Below are 20,363 nucleotides of genomic sequence, written 5' to 3' on the forward strand. Positions count from 1 at the left end.
TTGATCAAGATCTTGTCCGATACACCGCGACCAGCGGGGTCGGACGCCAGGAGGAGGACCGCGTGAGTGCAGCGGCAGAGCAGACGGCGAAGCTGACGATCGGCGATACGACCGCCGAATTCCCGGTACTGCGCGGCACGGCAGGGCACGACAGCATCGACTTCTCGACGCTGACCCGGCAGACCGGCTACACGGGCCTCGACTACGGCTTCGTCAACACCGCGTCCACGAAGTCAGACATCACCTTCATCGACGGTGACAAGGGGATCCTCCGCTACCGCGGATATCCGATCGAGCAGCTGGCAGGGTCCACGAGCTACCTCGAGGTCGCGTGGCTCCTGATCTACGGCGAACTGCCCTCGGCCTCCGAGCTCGCGGAGTTCGACGAGAAGATCCGTCGTCACACGCTGCTGCACGAAGACCTCAAGCGCTTCTTCTCGGCGCTGCCGCACACCGCGCACCCCATGTCGGTGCTCTCGTCGGCCGTCGCCGCCCTCTCGACGTACTACGAGGGGCAGACCGACCCGCACAACCCCGAGCACGTCGAGCTCAACATGGTGCGCATGCTCGCCAAGCTGCCTGTGATCGCGGCGTACGCGCACAAGAAGAGCGTCGGTCAGGCCTTCCTGTACCCCGACAACTCGCTGAGCTTCGTCGACAACTTCCTCAAGCTCAACTTCGGCGTGCACAGCGAGGAGTACGAGGTCAACCCGGTCATGTCGAAGGCCCTCGAGCTGCTCCTCATCCTCCACGAGGACCACGAGCAGAACGCCTCCACCTCGACCGTCCGCCTCGTGGGCTCCACCGGTGCGAACCAGTTCGCCTCGGTGTCCGCCGGTATCCAGGCGCTCTCGGGTCCGCTGCACGGCGGTGCGAACGAGGCCGTCCTCACGATGCTGGGACAGATCCGCGACTCCGGCCAGAGCGTCTCGCGTTTCGTGGAGCGGGTGAAGAACAAGGAAGAGGGCGTGAAGCTCATGGGCTTCGGGCACCGCGTCTACAAGAACTACGACCCGCGCGCCAAGCTGGTCAAGGACGCAGCCGATGAGGTGCTCTCGTCGCTGGGCGTCACCGACCCGCTGCTCGACCTCGCGAAGGAGCTCGAGGAGCTCGCCCTCGCCGACGACTACTTCCGTGAGCGTCGCCTGTACCCCAACGTCGACTTCTACACGGGCGTCATCTACAAGGCGATGGGGTTCCCGACCCGGATGTTCACGGTGCTGTTCGCCATCGGTCGTCTGCCCGGCTGGCTGGCGCAGTGGCGCGAGCTGCAGCTCGACCCGCAGACCAAGATCGGGCGTCCGCAGCAGCTCTACACGGGCTCTCCCGAGCGGTCGTTCCCGACTCGCTGAGCGCTGAACGAGAAAACGCCCCTTCCGCCGAAGCGGAAGGGGCGCTTTTCTGTCTAGTGGAGTCCGCGGGTCAGCGACCCTGCGAGCTCCGGCCGCCACCCTGTCGGGACTGACCGCTCTGCGTGGAGTAGCCACCGCCCTGGTAGCCGCCGCCCTGGCCGCCGGAGCCACCGGCGCGGGGACGGCGACGACGACGTGCGGGCGGGTTCGCCGCACCGCTCTTCTCGCCGCCGGCGGGACGCTGCTTGGACGACTGGCGCTGCTGCTGCTGCTGCGGAGCCTGCACCGGGGCCGGGCGCACGTGCGGTGCGCGCTCGGGAACCAGTGCGGTGATCGCCGCCGTGGTGACGTCTTCGAGGGGAGCGGTGATCGCGGCCTTGCGGAGCAGGTCCTTCACATCGCGGCGCTGCTCGGGCAGCACGACGGTCACGACGGTGCCGGCCGCACCGGCACGGGCCGTACGTCCGGAACGGTGCAGGTACGCCTTGTGCTCGACGGGCGGGTCGACATGGACGACCAGGTCGACGTTGTCGACGTGCACGCCGCGGGCTGCGACGTCGGTCGCGACGAGGACGCGCACGCCACCGTCTTCCGGGGCGGCCGAGAAGGCGCCGAGGTTGCGCTCACGCGCGTTCTGCGAGAGGTTGCCGTGCAGGTCGACGGCCGGGATCCCGGCTGCCGTGAGCTGCTTCGCGAGCTTCTTCGCCTGGTGCTTGGTGCGGGTGAAGAGGATGCGGCGACCGGTGCCGGAGGCGAGCTCCTTCACGAGAGCGGTCTTGTTGTCGGTGGAGTCGACGACCAGCACGCGGTGGGTCATCTCGCCGACGGGCACGCTCTCCTCGTCGACCTCGTGGCTGACCGCGTTCGAGAGGAAGCGGCGGGCGAGGGTGTCGATGCCGCGGTCCAGCGTCGCGCTGAACAGGAGGCGCTGGCCACCGGCCGGCGTCGCGGTGAGGATGCGGGTGACACCGGGGAGGAAGCCGAGGTCGGCCATGTGGTCGGCCTCGTCGAGCACCGTGACCTCGATCGCGCTGAGGCGCACGACCTGCTGCTTCATGAGGTCTTCGAGTCGACCGGGGCAGGCCACGACGATGTCGACGCCGCCGCGCAGCGCCTGCTCCTGCGGACGCTGGCTGACGCCGCCGAAGACGGTCGTGACGCGCAGGCCGGCGGCCTCGGCGAGCGGGGCGATGGTCGCGGCGATCTGCGTCGCGAGCTCGCGGGTCGGGGCGAGGACGAGTCCGCGCGGGAGACCGGCGCGGCGCTGTCCGCCGGAAGCGGCGAGGCGCGCCACGAGCGGCAGGGCGAAGGCGATGGTCTTGCCGCTGCCCGTGCGTCCGCGACCGAGGAGGTCGCGTCCTGCGAGGGAGTCGGGAAGGGTGTCGCGCTGGATCGCGAAGGCCTCGGTCTTGCCGGAATCGGCGAGAACGGCGGCGAGCTCGGCGGGAACGCCGAGTTCAAGGAAAGTAGACATGCAGAAACTCCGTCAGCGCACGAGTGATCGGCGCGAGATAAGGGGTGAGGTGGGCGACGGCGCAGGAATTGCGCATCGGTTCGCCGTTCGAAATGCCAGCTCATGCTGGTGGTGGGAGCAGCTTCTGCTCGCTTTGGTCCTCGGAGACCCCATGACGACGACGATGTTGCAGCACCGGCGGTGCGGACAACGCTGTCAGTCTACCAGTGCGCGTATGTGATCAGCTGCATGTCGACTGCGGACGCGGGTCGAGCCTGCCGGCTGAGGCGTCTCTCAGGCGTGGAGAGCCTCGTTGAGCGTCACGCCCACGCCGGCGCGGCGCACGGCCTCGACGGCGCCGCTGAGGGAGTTCCGGCGGAAGAGCAACCCGTCCTGGCCGGAGAGATCTCCGCCCTTCACGGTCTTCCGCCCGCCGTCCGGAGTCACCGGGCCGTCGACCAGCACGATCTTCGTCCCGGCGGTCACGTAGAGGCCGGCTTCCACGACGCAGTCGTCGCCGAGCGAGATGCCGATGCCCGCGTTGGCGCCGAGCAGGGTGCGTGCGCCGATCGACACCCGATGGGTGCCTCCGCCCGACAGCGTGCCCATGATCGAGGAACCGCCGCCGATGTCGCTGCCGTCGCCGACGACGACCCCCTGCGAGATGCGGCCCTCGACCATGGAGGAGCCGAGCGTCCCGGCGTTGAAGTTGACGAAGCCCTCGTGCATGACGGTGGTGCCGGGGGAGAGGTGTGCGCCGAGCCGCACTCGCGAGGCGTCGGCGATCCGGACGCCCGCGGGCTGGACGTAGTCGGTCAGGCGGGGGAACTTGTCCAGGCCCTGCACCTGGATGCCTGCGCGCTGGAGGTGCGGTCGCAGACGGGCGGCGTCGGCGGGAAGCACCGGGCCGGCGTTCGTCCAGGCGACGTTCGGCAGGTGGCCGAAGATGCCGTCCAGGTTCAGCTCGTTGGGGCGCACGACGAGGTGCGAGAGAGCGTGCAGGCGCAAGTACGCGTCGGCCGTTGAAGCGGGAGCGTCGTCGAGGTCGATCTGGAGCTGGATGATCTCGACGGTCACGTTCCGTCGCTCATCGGCACCGACGAGGGGCTCGAGGGCGGAGACGGCGGCATCGTCTGCCGTGAGGATTCCCGCGCGCACGTCCGGGAACCACGCATCGAGAACCGTGCCATCGCCGGCGGTCGTGGTCAGGCCGATACCCCATACAGTGCGTGCGTCGCTCATGCCTCCACGCTATCGCGCCGTGGGGTGGGGGACTTCACGCATGACGGGGTAAGTAGGCTTGACCCATGGTGCTCGATCTGACCGTGTCCTCCGTCGACCTCACTCGTGCGATCTGCGACATCCCGAGCGTGTCCGGCGACGAGAAGACGCTCGCCGACGCGATCGAGGCGGCGATCACCCCGCTGTCCCACCTCGAGGTGTTCCGCCACGGGAACACGGTCGTCGCCCGCACCGATCTCGGGCGCGCGCAACGCGTCGCCATCGCCGGACACATCGACACCGTGCCGATCAATGCGAACCTGCCGACCAGGGATATGGAGATCGACGGCGTGCCCTACCTCTGGGGGCGCGGAACCGTCGACATGAAGGCGGGCACGGCCGTGCAGCTCAAGCTCGCGGCAGAGCTCACCGATCCCGCGATCGACATCACCTGGATGTGGTACGACAACGAAGAGATCGAGGCGTCCAAGAACGGTCTCGGCCTGCTCGCCGCCGTACGACCCGACCTGTTCCAGGCGGACTTCGCGATCCTCGGCGAACCGTCCAACGGCGAGGTCGAGGGCGGGTGCAACGGCACGCTGCGCGCGATCGTGCGCACCACCGGCGTTCGCGCGCACAGCGCACGCGCCTGGATCGGCGAGAACGCGATCCACCGTGCAGCGCCGATCCTGACCCGGCTCGCGGAGTACCGCGCCAAAGAGGTGCCGGTCGAGGGGTTGCTGTACCGGGAGAGCCTGAGCGCCGTGCGCATCGCCGGTGGTGTCGCGGGCAATGTCATCCCCGACGCGTGCGAGGTCGAGGTCAACTACCGCTTCGCTCCCAGCAAGTCCGCCGCAGATGCTGAAGCGCACCTCCGCGGGGTTCTCGCCGGCTTCGATGTCGAGATCACCGATGCCGCCGAGGGCGCGCGCCCCGGACTCGACGCCGAGATCGCGAAGCAGTTCGTGGCGGCTGTGGGCGCGGAGCCGCGCCCGAAGTACGGCTGGACCGACGTCGCCCGGTTCTCGGCGCTCGGCATCCCGGCAGTGAACTACGGCCCGGGCGACCCGCACCTCGCGCACCACGATGAGGAGCGGGTGCCGCTCGCGCAGATCGACGCCGTGGAGCGGGGCCTGCGCGCATGGCTCACCTCGCGCTGAGCGCGGTTCGCCGGTGGGCGCAGACGCCTGTCGCGCTGAGGATCGCGGTCATCTACCTCGCCGCGCGGGCGACGACCACGATCTTCCTGCTCATCGCCGCGTCGCTGTCGACGTCGTTCTCGCGCTTCGGCGCCGACGCCGGACTCGCCGACTTCGTCCTCGGGTGGGACGCCCAGTGGTACTGGCTGGTCGCCGAAGCCGGCTATCCCGCCGATCTTCCCCGGACGGAGTCGGGCGAGGTCGCCGAGAATGCCTGGGCTTTCATGCCGGTGTTCGCATATGCGGCGAAGGCGGTGGGCTTCGTCTTCGGATCGTGGGGAGTCGGCGCTCTCCTGATCTCGCTGGCGGCCGGATACTTGGCCTGTCTCGCGCTTCATCGTCTGCTCCGTGACCGTATCGGCGCGTCCGCCGCTCTCTGGGCGGTCGTGTTCTTCGCTGCCGGGCCCATCGCTGCGATGTTCCAGGTCGGCTATGCCGAGACCCTCTTCCTGCTTCTGCTGTTCCTCGCGCTCGACGCGACGATCAGACACGAGTACGGCCGGCTCTACCTCCTGATCCCGGTGATGGCCTTCACGCGCCCGGGGATCCTCGCGTTCGCCCTCTACCTCGGGCTGCACGGCGTCGTGCGCTGGTTCCGTCGCAGAGCGGAACCGCTCTCCGGGCGGGAGGTCGGGCACATCATCGCGCTGGGGGCGCTCGCGACCGCGGCGGGCTTCGCCTGGCAGGTGATCGCCGGCGTCGTCACGGGCGATCCCGGTGCCTACCTCGCGACCGAACTCGCGTGGCGCCGGCACTGGGTCACCGGAGGGGTCGACGGGTTCGTCCCGTTCGAGGGGTGGCTTCAGGCCTCGGAGTTCTGGTTCGCCCTCTGGGGCATGCCGCAGTGGTGGGGGCCGGTGGCGCTCGTGCTGCTGGTCGCGGCCGCCGCAGCTGCACTCCTCCTGTCACCCCAGGTGCGTGCGCTCGGCAGGGACGTGCGTCTGTGGAGCGCGAGTTACCTGCTGTACCTCCTTGCGGTGTTCTTCCCGCAGTCGAGCACCTTCCGCCTGCTGCTACCGCTCAGTCCGCTCTGGGGGGCCGTCGCGGTTCCGCGGTCGCGGTGGTGGCGCGGGGCAGTGGTGGCCCTCTGTCTCCTGGGCCAATGGTTCTGGATCTACCACGTGTATGCGCTCGGGAGCACGTTCTGGCAGGTGCCCTGACGTCGCCGGGCGACCTAATTGTTGCCCGGTGACCTCCAGGTCCCGGTGACACCCGATAAACTCATTCCATACCACCGGAGGAAAGGGAGCCACGATGGCAGCGATGAAGCCGAGGACCGGAGACGGACCTATGGAGGCCGTGAAAGAAGGACGACTCATCATCGTGCGCGTTCCGCTCGAAGGCGGCGGCCGTCTGGTCGTCTCCGTGAACGACGCCGAGGCCAAGGAGCTTCACGACGTGCTTGCCGCCGTCGTGGCACCGGCCTGATCGATCTGGGGTCCGCATCCGCGGATCCGGAAGGGCGGCGGATCTTCGGATCCGCCGCCCTTCGTCGACTCCGGGGCGCACCCGGAGCGAGTTCTCGTCAGTCGCTGTCGGCGAGTCTGATCAGCTGAAGCAGCCCTTCACCCGCGGGTGACACGGTCGCCAGGACGGCCGAGGACTCCTGGGTCTCCTGCACCAGCGAGCGGTAGGCCGACGTGACCTCATCGCGCTGCACGGGGTCGGCGACGCGGCCGCCGCCGAGGATCCGCGGGACCAGGACCATGCCGCCCGTGCGGGCGAGGCGGAGTCCGTGCTCGACGTACTCGATGATGTGGTCGGGGTCCGCGTCGACGAGCACGATGTCGTACGAGGACTCATTCATGCGGGGGAGCACGTCGATCGCGCGACCGGTGATGAACCGCACCTTGGTGGATGGCACCTTCGCGTCGGCGAAAGCCTGTCGTGCTGCCGCGAGGTGCTCGGGCTCGTTGTCGATCGAGGTGAGCACGGCCTGCGGTGCTCCGCGCAGCAGCCAGAGTCCGGAGACTCCCGCACCGGTGCCGATCTCGACGATCGAGCGTGCACCCGTTGCTGCGGCGAGAACGGCGATCTGGGAACCGACGACGGTGCTGATCGGCATCGCGCCGAGTTCGACCGCGTGTGCGCGCGCCCGTGCGATGGAGTCGGGTTCCACGATGGACTCGCGAAGGAATCGCGCGTTCGCGTCGTGCTCGCTCATGGCCTGTCTCTCCCTGCCTGCCCGGTGATTCCCTCCAGAGTATTCGCTCGGTGTACCTGCGGACGGCAGGCGCGACGGTAGCCTGTAGAGATGACGTTCGGGCTCACCTTCGAGAAGCTGTTGCTGATCGGTCTCATCGCGGTCCTCATCATCGGCCCTGAGCGTCTTCCGCGAGCAGCCGAGGGCTTCTCCCGCATGGTCCGCAAGGCCGGCGAGTACCTGCGCTCGACCAAGTCCCGCATGCGCGAGGAGATGGGCCCGGAGCTCGACGATGTGGACTGGCGCAAGCTCGACCCGCGTCAGTACGATCCCCGACGGATCATCCGCGACGCGCTCTTCGAGGAGCCGCAGCCGGCGACTCCCGCCCAGGCGAAGGAGACGATCGCCGAGCCGATCGCTCCCCGTGCGCTCCCGCAGGAGTTCAGCGCGAGCAACCGGCCTCCGTTCGATCCCGAAGCCACGTGACGCGAGGGCGGCTCGCCGATCGCGACGCCGTGGCATTCGGGTTCTCCGCTCTGTGCGCGTGCATCGGCGTCCTGATCTGGACGCTGTGGGTGATGCCTGTCGCAGCATCCGTGGGAGAGGCGGACCCGCTTCCGCTCGGACGAGGGCAGACGGTCGAGCTGAATGCGGGCGAACGCGTCGGCATCTGGGGCAGCGGTGTCTCCGCGATGCTCGGGACGCTGGAGTGCTCGGTGTCGGGTTCGGACGGAGACCTGCTCGCTCAGCGCGGAGGCCCCTCGCTGTCCTGGGATGACACGCTCTGGTGGATGACCCCGAAGCGCGGGTTCGAACAGCACACCCAGTTCACGAGCGTGGATGCGGGTGTTCACACCGTCACCTGCAGTGACTCGCTCGACACGTATGACGGCGAGTTCCTCATCGCCGGTGACACCTTCGGAAGCGGCTCCATCGGGCTCGGCCGCACCGGTGGGAGCGACTTCGCCACGGGGACGCTCCTGGCGTTCGGCGCGGTGTTCTGTCTCCCCGTCGCCGTGCTGCTGCCCGTCGTCATCCTGATCCGACGACTGGTCACCAGACGCAGGAGCGCACGGAATTCGCAGCGCGCCGGCGCATCCTGGACAGCGCCGCCGGGGTCTTAGACCACCTGCACCCTCAGCCGATCGTCATCGGCAGTGAGCGGCCGGAAAGGCCCCGGCCCTGTCGAGCGAGCGAGCGTGCGAGGTCGCGGATCGTCGTGGCTGCGGAATCCGTCGTCTCACCGGCGACGATCGGGAGGCCGGCGTCGCCACCCTCGCGGAGCGCGGGACTCAGCGGGATCGAGGCCAGCAGCGGGACCGTCGCCCCCGGCTCGGAGAGAGCCTCGGCGACCGCCGCCCCTCCGCCCGAGCCGAACAGATCGATGACCGTGCCGTCGGGGAGCGTGTACGCCGCCATGTTCTCGATGACGCCGATCACCCGCTGCCCCGTCTGCCGTGCGACGAGTCCGCTGCGGATGGCCACCTCTGCGGCAGCGGTCTGCGGGGTCGTCACGACCAGCACCTCCGCATGCGGGAGGAGCTGGCCGATCGAGATGGCGATGTCGCCGGTGCCGGGCGGCATGTCGATGAGCAGCACATCGAGGTCGCCGAAGAACACATCGGTGAGGAACTGCTGCACCGTGCGGTGCAGCATCGGTCCCCGCCACGCCACCACGGACTCCCCGTCGCGGAGGAACATGCCGATCGAGATGGTCTTCACGCCGTGCGCGACCTGGGGCAGCATGAGGTCGTCGATACGCGTCGGCTGCGTGCCCGCCGGGATGCCGAGGAGCCCCGGGATCGAGAATCCGTGCACGTCGGCATCGACCAGGCCGACCGACAGCCCCTGGTCGGCGAGAGCCACGGCGAGATTCGCGGTCACGGTCGACTTGCCGACGCCGCCCTTGCCACTGGAGACGAGGATCACGCGGGTGAGCGAGTCCGGGCCGAACGGCATGTGACGGGCCGGCCTGCCGTCGCGGAGCTTCTCGGTGAGGGCCTTGCGCTCTGCCGGAGTCATCACGCCCACCTCGACGTCGACCGACGTGATGCCGGGCACGGAGGCGGCAGCCTCGCGCACGTCGGACTCGATGCGCGTCGCGGCCGGGCAGCCCACGATGGTCAGCACGATGCCGACCTGAGCCCGGTCGCCGTCCACAGCGATCTCGCGGACCATGTCGAGCTCGCCGATCGGGCGGCGCAGCTCCGGATCCGTCACCGCGGAGACGGCGGCGCGGACGAGGTCGGCCTCGGTCACGAGGCGGCGCCTGCGGTCGGTTTGTCCCCGTCGTCCTCGAGCTCGGCGAGGAGGGCCTTCAGCTCCTGCCGCAGCACGTCGCGCGTCACGGCCTGCGCGTTGCGTTCCTCGAGCGCCATGCGCAGCGCCACGATCTCACGGGCGAGGTACTCGGTGTCGGCGAGGTTGCGCTCCGCGCGCTGCCGGTCCTGCTCGATCTGCACCCGGTCGCGGTCGTCCTGGCGGTTCTGCGCGAGGAGGATGAGCGGTGCGGCGTACGAGGCCTGCAGCGAGAGCATGAGCGTCAGCGCGGTGAAGCCGAGGGCCGCATCGTCGAAGCGCAGGTTCTCGGGCATCAGCGTGTTCCAGACGATCCAGACCACGCAGAACAGGCTGAGGATGACCAGGAACGCGGGGGTGCCCATCGCGCGGGCGACCCACTCGGTGAAGCGGCCGAACCGGTCGCGCGAGGTCGCCCGGGGCCGTGTCGTGGTGCGGCCCGGCGCGTCGAGGCGCGGGGAGCGGGGCATCAGCGCGCCTCCTTCGCGGGAGAGGGTGTGTCGTCGCTGTCGTGCGATCGCCAGTCGTCGGGGAGCAGGTAGTCGAGCACGTCGTCGATGCTGATCGCGCCCACCAGGCGGTGGGCTGCGTCGATCACCGGCAGTGAGACGAGGTCGTAGCTCGCCAGCAGCCGCGCCACCTCGGCGGCGGATGCGGTGACGGGAACGGGTTCGAGGCTGTCGTCGAGGATCGCGCCGAGTCGCTCGTGCGGCGGGTAGCGCAGCATCCGCTGGAAGTGCACGAGGCCGAGCAGGCGTCCGGTCGGCGTCTCGAACGGCGGCAGGGTCACGAAGACCGCAGCGGCCAGCGCGGGGTGCAGTTCGTGGCGGCGGATCAGGGCCAGCGCCTCCGCGACGGTCGCGTCGGCGGAGAGGATGATCGGCTCCGGGGTCATCAGACCGCCCGCCGTGTCGGGACCGTAACGCAGCAGCATCCGCACGTCTTCGGCCTCTTCCGGTTCCATCAGCTCGAGCAGCTGCTCGAGCCGGTCCGGTGCCAGTTGGGCGAGCAGATCGGCGGCGTCGTCGGGTTCCATCTGGTCGAGGATGTCGGCTGCGCGCTCGTCACCCAGACGATCGAGGATGTGCACCTGCTCGTCCTCGGGCATCTCCTCGAGGGCGTCGGCGAGACGGTCGTCCGACAACTCTTCGGCCACCTCGATCATGCGCTGCTGCGGAAGATCGAGCAGGGTGTTGGCGAGGTCGGCGGCGTGCAGTTCGGAGTATGAGGCGACGAGCTGCTCGGCGGACTGCGATTCACCCGGTGCGCGCTGCTCGGCCACCTCGCTCCAGGCGGCGAACGTGGTCGGGCCCTTCGCGAACGGCGAGGCACTGGTCTTCGGGCGGCGGAGGAACAGCTGGCTGATCGCCCATTCGCCGAGGCGGTTGGGCTCGATCGCGACGTCTTCGATGACGGCCGTGCCGCTGCCGTCCACGAAGCTCACGCGTCGTCCGAGCATCTCGGCGAGAACACGCACCTCGCCGGCGCGGGGAGAGAAGCGGCGCACGTTGATCAGGCCGGTGGTGATGACCTGTCCGGACCGGATCGAGGTGACCCGGCCGATCGAGAGGAACACATGGCGTCGCCCCGGGATCTCCACGACCAGACCGATCACGCGCGGCGCCGCGGTACTTCGGTACACGACGACGACATCACGGACTTTGCCGAGCCGGTCGCCGAGGGGGTCGAAGACGGCGCACCCGGCGAGGCGCGCGGCGAAAACCCGTTGTGTGCTCACTTCTCCAGAGTAGTCGGCGGGTCCGGTCGGCGGCGGGATGGTCGCGTCTCGGGCTCCCGAGCGGTGCGCATGGAAGAATAGCCGGATGAGCATGCTGAACCGCCCCGCGAGCGGCACCGAGACCGGCGAGATGGTCGCTTCGACGCGCGACTACGAGAGCGCGCAGAAGACGGTGTCGAAGCTGATCGCGGGGGAGGTGCCGGCACGGGACATCGCGATCGTCGGGCAGAGCGTTCGCACGGTCGAGCGCGTGACCGGGAAGCTGGGGTATGCGGCTGCCGCGCGTTCGGGTGCCATCAACGGCGTCCTGATCGGACTGTTCCTCTCGGCCATCCTCGTGATCGGCAACCCCGAGGTGCCGATCCAGCTCTTCGTCGGGTTCGTCTTCATCGGCGTCGCACTCGGCATGCTCCTGAGTCTCGTCACCTATGCGATCGTGCGTCGTCGGCGCGACTTCGCGAGCGTCACGCAGTTCGCTGCCGACCACTACGAGGTCACCGTGCAGGCGGCATCGCTCGCCAAGGCCCGGCAGGTGCTCGGATCGACGAAGGTCGCGCCGGTGCGGCCGCCGGTGAACCTCGACGAGCCGCCGCGCTACGGCGAGCGGATCACCCCCGGAGCGACGGCACCCGCTCCCGCGCCTGAGGAGCCGGTCATCCCGCCGCGTCCCGCCGACCCTCAGCCAGGGGCCGACGCCATGCCGGAGCCCGACGCCACGCCGGGAGAGCCCGTGTCGCCCCCGGCAGCCGAGCCGGAGAGTGCCCCCGGCACGGAAGGCCTCGAGGGCGGACGAGCGTGACGCTCCGGTCGCCGCTCGCCGCCTGATGGTCCAGATCTCGGTCGATCTGCCCACGGGGACCACGACGGTCTCGGCGGATTGGACAGCCGGCGTGAACGGCACGGTCATCGCCATCGCGCACGGTGCGGGCACCGGCAAGGACCATCCGTTCCTCACCGGCTTCGCGGCAGCGCTCGGCGAACTCGGTTTCTCGACGCTGCGCTTCAACTTTCCCTACGTCGAGCAGGGCAGGAAGATGCCGGGCCCCGCGGCACACGCGATCGCGACGTGGAACGCCGTCGTGGAGTTCGCACGGGCGAGTGAGCCGTCCGCGGGCGTCTGGGCGACCGGCAAGTCCTACGGCGGACGGATGGCATCCATGGCCGTCGCAGATGGTCTCGTCGTCGACGGCCTGGCGTACCTCGGCTATCCGCTGCATCCACCGGGGCGGCCGGAGAAGCCACGGGTGGAGCATCTGCCGGCCATCGCGGTTCCGCAGCTGTTCGTCGAGGGGACGCACGACCCCTTCATCCAGCCGATCTCGCAGTTCGAGGAGGCGGTCGCGACCTGCCAGGACGCCCGAGTCGTGTGGGTCGAGGGTGGAGGCCACACGTTCGAGGTGAAGGGACAGAAGCGTCCCGCTTCCGAGATCGGCTCATCCCTCGCGCCGCTCGTCGCCGAGTTCACCCGCCGCTAGTGCGGGCGAACTCGCCGCCGTGCCGTGTCAGCCCTGCAGTCGGGCGATCCAGGCCTCGACCTCGTCGGCCGTGCGCGGGATGTCCGCCGACAGGTTGACCGGGCCGTCCTCCGTCATCAGGATGTCGTCCTCGATGCGCACGCCGATCCCGCGGAGCTCTGCCGGAACCGTCAGATCGTCGATCTGGAAGTACAGACCCGGCTCGATGGTGAACACCATGCCGGGGGCGAGGATGCCGTCGTAGTACATCTCGCGGCGCGCCTGCGCACAGTCGTGCACGTCGATGCCGAGGTGATGCGACGTGCCGTGCACCATGTACCGGCGGTGCTGGCCGCCCTTGTCGGCGTCGAGGGCCTCCTCGGCCGTGACGGGCAGCAGGCCCCACTCCGCCGTGCGTTCGGCGATGACCTTCATGGCGGCACCGTGCACGTCGCGGAACCGCACGCCGATCCGCGCCGCAGCGAAGGCCGCGTCCGCCGCTTCGCGCACCGTCTCGTAGACGCGGCGCTGCACCTCGGTGAACGTGCCCGACACGGGAAGCGTGCGGGTGATGTCGGCCGTGTACAGGCTGTCGGCTTCGACACCGGCATCGACCAGGATCAGGTCGCCGGGAACGACCGTGCCGTCGTTGCGCGTCCAGTGCAGGTAGCAGGCGTGCGGGCCGGAGGCCGCGATCGTGTCGTAGCCCTCGCCGTTGCCGTCTTCGCGTGCCCGGCGGTGGAAGACCCCCTCCACGACGCGCTCGCCGCGGGCGTGGGCGACGGCGGCGGGAAGCTCGCGGATGATGTCGTCGAACCCGTCGGCCGTGATCTCGACCGCACGGCGCATCTCGGCGATCTCGAACTCGTCCTTGATGAGGCGCAGCTCGGAGACGAAGCGGGTCAGCGCGTCGTCGTCGTCGAGCACCAGTTCGCCTTCCACGGCCTCGAGCTCGTCGAGGTGAGCGGTCGCGATGTCGAGGTCGGCAGCGACACCGGCCAGCGACGGACGGGGGCCGATCCAGAACTCCCCGACCGTGGCGTCGGCGTAGAACTCGGTCGTCGTCCGGTCGGCGCGCTCGCGGAAGAAGAGCGTGATGTCATGTCCCGCGTCGGTCGGTGCGAAGACCAGTACCGAATCGGGCTCCGCATCCGACGCCCATCCGGTGAGGTGCGCGAAGGCGGAGTGCGCGCGGAACACGTAGTCGGTGTCGTTGCTGCGCTGCTTGAGGGACCCGGCGGGGATCACCAGGCGCTTGCCGGGGAATGCAGCCGAGACGGCAGCTCGTCGGGCGGCGGCGTAGGCGGCCTGCTCGCGCGGACTCGGCAGAGTCTCCGGACGCTCGGCCCAGCCGGTGGAGATGGTGTCGAGGAAGCCCTGGGGGAACGGCTGCTTGCGGTTCGTGGTGCTGTTCTCGGCCGATGCTTCGACGGTGGGTTCTGCGATCGTGTCGCGCTCTCCGGTGCTCATCCCTCCAGTCTGTCATCTGGAGAGGATGCACGGGAGCTCAGCCGGCCGGCTCGAGCTGCACGACCAGCGCGCGGTGGTCGCTGCCGCCGGCATCGTCGAGCACGACGGAGCCGGTCGGCGTCCAGTTCTGCGATGCCATGACGTGGTCGATCGGTGCGCCCGCGAGCGTCGGGAGCGAGCTCGGCCAGGTGCCGGTGACACCGTTGCCGGTGCGCGCCGCCACGTCACGGCAGTAGCCGATGTCGCCGCCCTCCACGCCGAGACCGGCCATGTGGTCGATCGTCGCGTTGAAATCACCGGCCAGGATGAAGTCGCCCTGCGGGCACTGGTCGGCGATCCACTGCAGGTCGCTCTGCCACTGCTGCATCTCTTCCATACGCGGTGCGACCGCGTGCACGGCCACGATCGTGGGGCCTTCGCCGTCGATCGGCATCAGGACGACGCTGGGCACGGAACCCGTGTTGCTGGTGCCGTCCTTCGCCGACTCGATCACCGAGTACTCGCCGAGGTCGGGGGCGACCAGGACAGTGGTCTGCCAGGACTGGGGCCCGTCCTGCACATCGGGACGGAATTGCACATGGTGCACCCACATCGGGTGGCCCTGCTCCCGCAGCATGATCGCGATGCGCTCGCCGACCTCCTCGGTCGTCTCGGGAAGTGCGACCACGTCGGCGCCCTGGTCGAGGATGCGCTGCGCGATCACGTCGGCCGACACAGCCTCGCCCGCGGTGTTCCAGGTGAGCACCCGCACGCTGCTCTCGGTCTTCTCCGGAAGGGCGGTAGCCCCGAAGCCCCTGCTCGCTCCGATCAGTGCGGTGGCGCCGGCGCCCAGCAGAGCGACGATCAGCACGGAGGCGGCGAAACCCCGCAGCGGCCGCGCGAACAGCAGCAGGAGGGCGAGCACGACGACGATGAGGAACCCGCCGAGGACCAGGCCTCGCACCGAGACGAGCTGCGCGAAGGGATAGGTCTGCTCGAGGTGGAAGAACTGCGGCCACACCACGATCGCCGTCGCGATCGCGAGCAGGACGGTGAAGAGGATCCCCAGTAGTCGAAACATCCCCTCCAGCCTAGAAGCGGCGCCTGTGAAGTCCCTGCCCCGACATCCCGTCCGTGCGCCTCCGCGCCCGGTACGGGTGACGCTCGGTACGCTCGGAGGATGGCCACTCCGTCCGCCGGGTTCGCCGGTCCCGCCGACCTGCACCTGCACTCGAACCAATCCGACGGTACGGAGTCCCCGGCCGAGGTGATGCGGCAGGCCCACGCGCACGGAATTCGCACGGCCGCCCTCACCGACCACGACCGCTCCACCGGGTGGGCCGAGGCGGGCGATGCGGCGGTCGCCCTGGGGATGACCTTCATTCCCGGCATGGAGCTCTCTGCCAAGCACGAATGGCGCAGCGTGCACGTGCTGGGGTACCTCTTCGACCCCGAGAACGAGGCTCTGCGCGCCGAGACGGATCGTATCCGCGGCGACAGGATCGGCCGTGCCGAACGGATCGTTCGGAACATCGGCCGGGACTACGACCTGGAGTGGGAGGACGTCGTCGCGCAGACGACCCTGGATGCCACGGTGGGTCGGCCGCACATCGCCGACGCACTCATCGCCCGCGGCATCGTGCGCGACCGGACAGAGGCGTTCGACGGCATCCTGCACCCGCGCGAGGGGTACTACGAGCCGCATTACGCGCCGGACCCCCTCACTGCCGTGCGATTGATCACCGAGGCCGGGGGAGTGGCCGTCATCGCGCACCCCGTGACATCGGGCCGCGACCGGATGATGCCTCTGCCGTTCATCGAGCGGCTGATCGCCGCCGGCCTCGGCGGCTTCGAGATCGACCATCGCGAGAACACCGAGCCGGGCAAGCGGAGGCTGCGCGAGATCGCCGCCGAGCACGACCTCATCATCACGGGCTCCAGCGACTACCACGGCAGCGGCAAGCCGAACCGTCCGGGCGAGAACACCACGTCCGACGAGATGGTCGCGCGGCTCCTAGCACGCGCCACCGGCAGTTCTCCGCGGTATCCCTGATCCTCGGCATTCTGTCGGTCATCTCCCGGCGGGCTGTCGACGGCGACCGATACCTTCCGAGGCATGCAGCGAGCGACTTCTCTGGAGCAGCGGGTCGATGCGGTCGCGCACCGCGTGCTGTTCGGTGCCCCGGCGAACGGCGTCCGCGCGGGCCTGATCGAGTTCGCGGTGTTCGTGCTCAAACAGGCATGGGCGTGCATCTTCGGAGCGGCGCTGCTCGTCGTGATCGTCGCAGCGCATCTCTGGTATCCCGATGATGCGGCGCTCGCCCGCAACGATGCCCTCACGATCGCCGCGGTGCTCATCCAGCTCGCGATGCTGGCCTTCCGACTGGAGAGCGGTCGTGAGCTCTGGGTCATCGTGCTGTTCCACATCACCGGCACCGTGATGGAGCTGTTCAAGACCGATGTCGGATCGTGGGCCTATGCCGCGGACGGATTCCTGCGCATCGGTGGGGTGCCGCTGTTCAGCGGGTTCATGTACGCGGCCGTCGGGTCATACATGGTGCGCGTCTACCGGCTGTTCGATCTCGGCTTCGAGAGGTATCCGCGACGTTGGTTGACGGCGATCCTCGCGGTGGCGATCTATGCCAACTTCTTCACACACCACTGGTGGTGGGACGCGCGATGGGTGCTGCTGGCCGGCGTCGTGATGCTGTGGCTGCCCACGGTCATGCATGCCCGCATCTGGAGGCGCACGATCAGACTTCCTCTTCTGGCGGTGTTCGTCGGCGTCGCCGTGTTCATCTATCTCGCCGAGAACATCGGCACCTGGGCGGGCGCCTGGGCTTATCCCGACCAGGCCGAGGGCTGGCAGCCGGTGTCGCCGAGCAAGCTGACCTCGTGGTTCCTCTTGATGATCATCTCGGTCGTGCTCGTGGCGTGGGTGTATCCGCCGAAGGTCCCGGCAGCGTTGCTGCAACGGGTGCAAGCCGCTCAGGCGCCGCTCTGACCACGCGTGCGCGACGAAGGGCGCGAGATGCAGACGATCGTCCGCTTCTCGCGCCCTTCGTGAGGTGCTGAGGTCTGTCAGGCCCCGGCGACCGGGGCCGCTCCCGCGCCGGAACCGCCGCGGCGACGCCGGCGACGACGTGCCGGGGCCGGCTTGCCGTCGTGGTGCTCCTTGCCCGCACCGTCGTGCGTGCCGGCGCCCTCGGCGTTGCGGTCGGCTGCCGGAGCAGACTGGCCGTCCGCGGAAGCCGTCTCGGCAGCGCCCTCGGCGAAGGTCGATCCGACCGGGGTCGTGCTGTTGCGGCGACGGCGGCGACGGCGCGTGCCGCCCTCGTCGGTGCCTTCAGCCGCGGCATCCGCCGCACGCTCGGGACGACGGGTGCGCTCGGTCTTGACCGACTCCGTCTTCGGCGCCGACACCAGACGGCCCTTGGTGCCCTGGGGGATGTCGAGGTCCTCGAACAGGTGCGGGCTCGACGAGTAGGTCTCGATCGGCTCCGGCTGACCGAACTCGAGGGCGCGGTTGATGAGGGCCCACTTGTGCAGGTCCTCCCAGTCGACGAAGGTGACCGCGATACCGGTCTTGCCCGCACGGCCGGTGCGGCCCGCGCGGTGCAGGTACGTCTTGTCCTCGTCCGGGATCGTGTGGTTGATCACGTGCGTGACATCGTCGACGTCGATGCCGCGGGCGGCGACGTCGGTCGCGACCAGGACGTCGCGCTTTCCGGCCTTGAACGCCGCCATCGAGCGTTCGCGCTGATCCTGTCCCATGTCGCCGTGCACGCCGCCGACGTTGAAGCCGCGGTCGCTCAGCTCGTCGACGAGGCGCTGGGCTGCACGCTTCGTGCGGGTAAAGATCACGGTCTTGCCGCGGCCCTCGGCCTGCAGGATGCGGGCGATGATCTCGTCCTTGTCCATCGAGTGCGCGCGGTAGACGAGGTGCTTGATGTTCGCCTGCGTGAGGCCCTCATCGGGGTCGTTCGCCCGGATGTGGATCGGGTTGGACATGAAACGACGGGCGAGTGCCACGATCGGGCCGGGCATGGTCGCCGAGAACAGCTGCGTGTGGCGGACGGCCGGGACCTTCTGGAAGATCTTCTCGATGTCGGCGAGGAAGCCGAGGTCGAGCATCTTGTCGGCCTCGTCGAGCACGACCTCGGTCGCGTTCGAGAGGTCGAGCAGCCGCTGGCCCGCGAGGTCGATCAGACGCCCAGGGGTTCCGACGACGATCTGCGCGCCGGCCTTGAGCTGGTCGATCTGCCCCTCGTACGCCTTGCCGCCGTAGATGGCGACGACGCTGGTAGAACGGTTGCTGGTGAGCAGGTCGATGTCTTCGTAGACCTGCACCGCGAGCTCGCGGGTCGGCACCACGATGAGGGCCTTGACGCCGTGCTCCGGGTCTTTGCCGAGGCGCTGGACGACGGGGATGCCGAAGCCGAAGGTCTTGCCGGTTCCCGTCTTGGCCTGACCGATGATGTCCTGGCCGGGAAGGCCGAGGGGAATGGTCTGCTCTTGGATGGGGAACGCGTCGACGATGCCTTTGGCGGCGAGTGCGTCGACGATGTCCTGGTCGATGCCGAGATCGGCGAAAGTTGTCACTTTATTCAGATTGCCTGTCCGGCGAGCCTGGGGGATCGCCACGTTAACGGATCCACGCCGTCTCTTGTGCCACAGGCGCGGGGCCCCGCTCCGACGGCGGGGACACGCCCAGCCTACCCGAGGGGCCGTCGAGACCCGGAAGGAGGTCCGGGCGCGGGTATTGTGAACGACGTGGCGGACTCGGGAGGAAGACCTCGTGGTTAAGTGGTTCTGGCAGCGCGAAGACGCGCCGCGGCGTACCCTCGCCCTGCGCAGTCGAGGGGAACAGGGCGATGCCACGCGCATCGACTTCGCCGAACTCGCCCCCGAACTCGATCGCTTCCTCGGCCAGGCGGCCTACCTGCAGCTGGGGTATTTCGAGACGCTCACCCGACTCATCCGAGCGACGCCGGAGCTGTCCGAGAAGGAGTCGCTGTCGCGCGCGGCGGGTGCTGCACTGACCAAGCACCGCGGCATCGTCGAGGTCATCGCCGAGCGCGGCGGGGATCCGACGCAGGTGATGCTGCCGTTCCGCGAGCACCTTGACGCGTTCCGGCGCAAGACCATCGGCGCGCGTCCGCGAGAGACCCTGCTGGCGGTCTACATCACGGCCGGCATGCTCGACGACTTCTACCTCGCTCTCGCCTCGAGCTACGGGGAGACCGGCCGTCGGGTCGCGCAGATACTGCGGGAGGATGACGCCGGCCATGAGATCGTCGCGATCATCCAGGAGACGATCGAGAGCGACGAGGAGTGGCGTTCGCTGCTGTCGATGTGGGCTCGCCGACTGGTCGGAGACACGATCCTCGTCTGCCGTTCCGCCCTGCGGCCCGAGCTGCTCGACGTCGATGACGCGCGCATCGAGCCGGTGTACACCGAGCTGATGGGCGCGCACGCGCGACGCATGGATGCGATGGGCCTCGCGTCGTAGACGCCGACGCGCATCCTCGCGATCAGATGCCCAGTGCCGCCTTGGCGGCGGTGTCGGAGCGCTTGCGCATCCCCGTGATCGCGAACGTCGCGAGAGCGGCGATCGCGGCGGCGCCGAGGACGCTCGCGAGCCACAGCCAGATGCTGTCCTCGCCGACGCCCAGCCACTGCAGGCCCGTGTAGAGGATCGCCGACACGGCGGTCGCGATGGCAGGTGCGAGGGCGACCCCGCGCAGCTCGCGGTCGGCGATCAGGAAGTGCACCGCGATTCCCAGCGCGCACGCCCCGACGAGTGCGAGGAGGATGTACATCGTCGGATTAGGCGACGAAGCCGACGCGGCGCGATTCCTCGGAGCCCAGCTCGATGTAGGCGAGGTTCGCGGTCGGGACGATGTAGGAGTTGCCCTTCACATCGGCGAAGCTCACGTGCGTCGCGTTCTGCTCCAGCGCCGTGGCGACCTGGGTGCGGACCTCGTCCGCGCTCGCGCCGGTGTCGAAGCTCAGTTCACGGCCGGTGTTGATGATGCCGATGCGGATTTCCACGC

22 protein-coding genes are annotated in these 20,363 nt (G+C 69.1%); 11 read left to right on the top strand and 11 right to left on the bottom strand.

Annotated features, from left to right (window positions below; genetic code table 11):
• The first annotated feature begins 62 nt into the window (after positions 1 to 62).
• Positions 63 to 1,352 (top strand): citrate synthase, encoded by a 1,290-nt coding sequence (locus DW298_RS16630; RefSeq protein WP_081859847.1) that lies wholly within the window; start codon positions 63 to 65, stop codon positions 1,350 to 1,352.
• 70 nt (positions 1,353 to 1,422) lie between these two features.
• Here DW298_RS16630 and DW298_RS16635 read toward each other — a convergent pair whose 3' ends face one another.
• Both DW298_RS16635 and dapD read right to left on the bottom strand, forming a co-directional pair.
• Positions 1,423 to 2,826: a DEAD/DEAH box helicase gene (locus tag DW298_RS16635; protein WP_136043575.1), complete on the bottom strand. Its 1,404-nt coding sequence runs from the start codon at positions 2,824 to 2,826 to the stop codon at positions 1,423 to 1,425.
• Between the two features lie 273 nt (positions 2,827 to 3,099).
• The gene (gene dapD / locus DW298_RS16640; RefSeq protein WP_136043576.1) at positions 3,100 to 4,047 is read right to left on the bottom strand and encodes a 2,3,4,5-tetrahydropyridine-2,6-dicarboxylate N-succinyltransferase; all 948 of its coding nucleotides are present in this window, start codon (positions 4,045 to 4,047) and stop codon (positions 3,100 to 3,102) included.
• 65 nt (positions 4,048 to 4,112) lie between these two features.
• Here dapD and dapE point away from each other — a divergent pair, with 65 nt between their 5' ends.
• The 3 genes from dapE to DW298_RS16655 all read left to right on the top strand — a co-directional run bounded on the left by dapE (position 4,113) and on the right by DW298_RS16655 (position 6,653).
• On the top strand, positions 4,113 to 5,186 hold the full coding sequence (gene dapE / locus DW298_RS16645; protein ID WP_136043577.1) for a succinyl-diaminopimelate desuccinylase: 1,074 nt from the start codon (positions 4,113 to 4,115) through the stop codon (positions 5,184 to 5,186).
• Complete coding sequence (locus tag DW298_RS16650; RefSeq protein WP_136043578.1) at positions 5,168 to 6,385, top strand: hypothetical protein; 1,218 nt, start codon at positions 5,168 to 5,170, stop codon at positions 6,383 to 6,385. The genes dapE and DW298_RS16650 overlap by 19 nt, the downstream gene beginning before the upstream one ends.
• A 94-nt stretch (positions 6,386 to 6,479) precedes the next feature.
• Entirely contained in the window at positions 6,480 to 6,653 is a 174-nt protein-coding gene (locus DW298_RS16655; protein ID WP_017203323.1) for a DUF3117 domain-containing protein, read from the top strand.
• Positions 6,654 to 6,750: 97 nt separating this feature from the next.
• Here DW298_RS16655 and DW298_RS16660 read toward each other — a convergent pair whose 3' ends face one another.
• Entirely contained in the window at positions 6,751 to 7,389 is a 639-nt protein-coding gene (locus DW298_RS16660) for a class I SAM-dependent methyltransferase (RefSeq protein WP_136043579.1), read from the bottom strand.
• 90 nt (positions 7,390 to 7,479) lie between these two features.
• Between DW298_RS16660 and DW298_RS16665 the strand changes: the two genes are divergently transcribed.
• Together DW298_RS16665 and DW298_RS16670 are read left to right on the top strand one after the other, a co-directional pair.
• Positions 7,480 to 7,854 carry a twin-arginine translocase TatA/TatE family subunit gene (locus DW298_RS16665; RefSeq protein ID WP_136043580.1) on the top strand — a complete coding sequence of 125 codons (375 nt, stop codon included), beginning with the start codon at positions 7,480 to 7,482 and terminating at the stop codon, positions 7,852 to 7,854.
• Positions 7,851 to 8,492, top strand: a complete 642-nt coding sequence (locus DW298_RS16670) for a hypothetical protein (protein WP_136043581.1) — start codon at positions 7,851 to 7,853, stop codon at positions 8,490 to 8,492. Before DW298_RS16665 ends, DW298_RS16670 begins: the two co-directional genes overlap by 4 nt.
• Before the next feature lie 13 nt (positions 8,493 to 8,505).
• Here DW298_RS16670 and DW298_RS16675 read toward each other — a convergent pair whose 3' ends face one another.
• From DW298_RS16675 to DW298_RS16685, 3 genes are read right to left on the bottom strand one after another with little or no spacing between them, the layout of a single operon-like run.
• Positions 8,506 to 9,627, bottom strand: coding sequence for an Mrp/NBP35 family ATP-binding protein (locus DW298_RS16675; protein WP_136043582.1), 1,122 nt, complete (start codon positions 9,625 to 9,627; stop codon positions 8,506 to 8,508).
• The gene (locus tag DW298_RS16680) at positions 9,624 to 10,136 is read right to left on the bottom strand and encodes a DUF1003 domain-containing protein (protein WP_136043583.1); all 513 of its coding nucleotides are present in this window, start codon (positions 10,134 to 10,136) and stop codon (positions 9,624 to 9,626) included. Before DW298_RS16680 ends, DW298_RS16675 begins: the two co-directional genes overlap by 4 nt.
• Positions 10,136 to 11,404, bottom strand: a complete 1,269-nt coding sequence (locus DW298_RS16685; RefSeq protein WP_136043584.1) for a CBS domain-containing protein — start codon at positions 11,402 to 11,404, stop codon at positions 10,136 to 10,138. The genes DW298_RS16680 and DW298_RS16685 overlap by 1 nt, the downstream gene beginning before the upstream one ends.
• An 85-nt stretch (positions 11,405 to 11,489) precedes the next feature.
• Between DW298_RS16685 and DW298_RS16690 the strand changes: the two genes are divergently transcribed.
• Both DW298_RS16690 and DW298_RS16695 read left to right on the top strand, forming a co-directional pair.
• On the top strand, positions 11,490 to 12,203 hold the full coding sequence (locus DW298_RS16690) for a general stress protein (RefSeq protein WP_205820419.1): 714 nt from the start codon (positions 11,490 to 11,492) through the stop codon (positions 12,201 to 12,203).
• A 25-nt stretch (positions 12,204 to 12,228) separates the two neighbouring features.
• A complete protein-coding gene (locus DW298_RS16695; RefSeq protein WP_136043659.1) occupies positions 12,229 to 12,879 on the top strand; it encodes an alpha/beta family hydrolase in 651 nt (216 codons plus the stop codon).
• Positions 12,880 to 12,906: 27 nt separating this feature from the next.
• Here the strand turns inward: DW298_RS16695 and DW298_RS16700 are convergent, their stop codons facing one another.
• Positions 12,907 to 14,328 carry an aminopeptidase P family protein gene (locus DW298_RS16700; RefSeq protein ID WP_136043585.1) on the bottom strand — a complete coding sequence of 474 codons (1,422 nt, stop codon included), beginning with the start codon at positions 14,326 to 14,328 and terminating at the stop codon, positions 12,907 to 12,909.
• Between the two features lie 37 nt (positions 14,329 to 14,365).
• Positions 14,366 to 15,388, bottom strand: a complete 1,023-nt coding sequence (locus DW298_RS16705) for an endonuclease/exonuclease/phosphatase family protein (protein ID WP_136043586.1) — start codon at positions 15,386 to 15,388, stop codon at positions 14,366 to 14,368.
• Between the two features lie 99 nt (positions 15,389 to 15,487).
• Here DW298_RS16705 and DW298_RS16710 point away from each other — a divergent pair, with 99 nt between their 5' ends.
• Positions 15,488 to 16,360 (top strand): PHP domain-containing protein, encoded by an 873-nt coding sequence (locus DW298_RS16710; RefSeq protein ID WP_136043587.1) that lies wholly within the window; start codon positions 15,488 to 15,490, stop codon positions 16,358 to 16,360.
• A 63-nt stretch (positions 16,361 to 16,423) separates the two neighbouring features.
• Entirely contained in the window at positions 16,424 to 17,311 is an 888-nt protein-coding gene (locus DW298_RS16715; protein WP_136043588.1) for a DUF817 domain-containing protein, read from the top strand.
• Positions 17,312 to 17,388: 77 nt separating this feature from the next.
• On the opposite strand, the gene DW298_RS16720 is transcribed toward DW298_RS16715, so the two are convergent.
• Positions 17,389 to 18,909: a DEAD/DEAH box helicase gene (locus DW298_RS16720; RefSeq protein ID WP_136043589.1), complete on the bottom strand. Its 1,521-nt coding sequence runs from the start codon at positions 18,907 to 18,909 to the stop codon at positions 17,389 to 17,391.
• A 196-nt stretch (positions 18,910 to 19,105) separates the two neighbouring features.
• Here DW298_RS16720 and DW298_RS16725 point away from each other — a divergent pair, with 196 nt between their 5' ends.
• Positions 19,106 to 19,819: a ferritin-like fold-containing protein gene (locus DW298_RS16725; RefSeq protein ID WP_136043590.1), complete on the top strand. Its 714-nt coding sequence runs from the start codon at positions 19,106 to 19,108 to the stop codon at positions 19,817 to 19,819.
• A gap of 22 nt (positions 19,820 to 19,841) precedes the next feature.
• On the opposite strand, the gene DW298_RS16730 is transcribed toward DW298_RS16725, so the two are convergent.
• Together DW298_RS16730 and DW298_RS16735 are read right to left on the bottom strand one after the other, a co-directional pair.
• Entirely contained in the window at positions 19,842 to 20,129 is a 288-nt protein-coding gene (locus DW298_RS16730; protein ID WP_136043591.1) for a hypothetical protein, read from the bottom strand.
• A gap of 7 nt (positions 20,130 to 20,136) precedes the next feature.
• Positions 20,137 to 20,361, bottom strand: a complete 225-nt coding sequence (locus tag DW298_RS16735; RefSeq protein ID WP_136043592.1) for a DUF3107 domain-containing protein — start codon at positions 20,359 to 20,361, stop codon at positions 20,137 to 20,139.
• Positions 20,362 to 20,363 lie beyond the last annotated feature (2 nt).

Origin of the sequence: Microbacterium sp. A20 (assembly GCF_004794515.1) — a bacterium.
Taxonomy (GTDB): domain Bacteria; phylum Actinomycetota; class Actinomycetes; order Actinomycetales; family Microbacteriaceae; genus Microbacterium.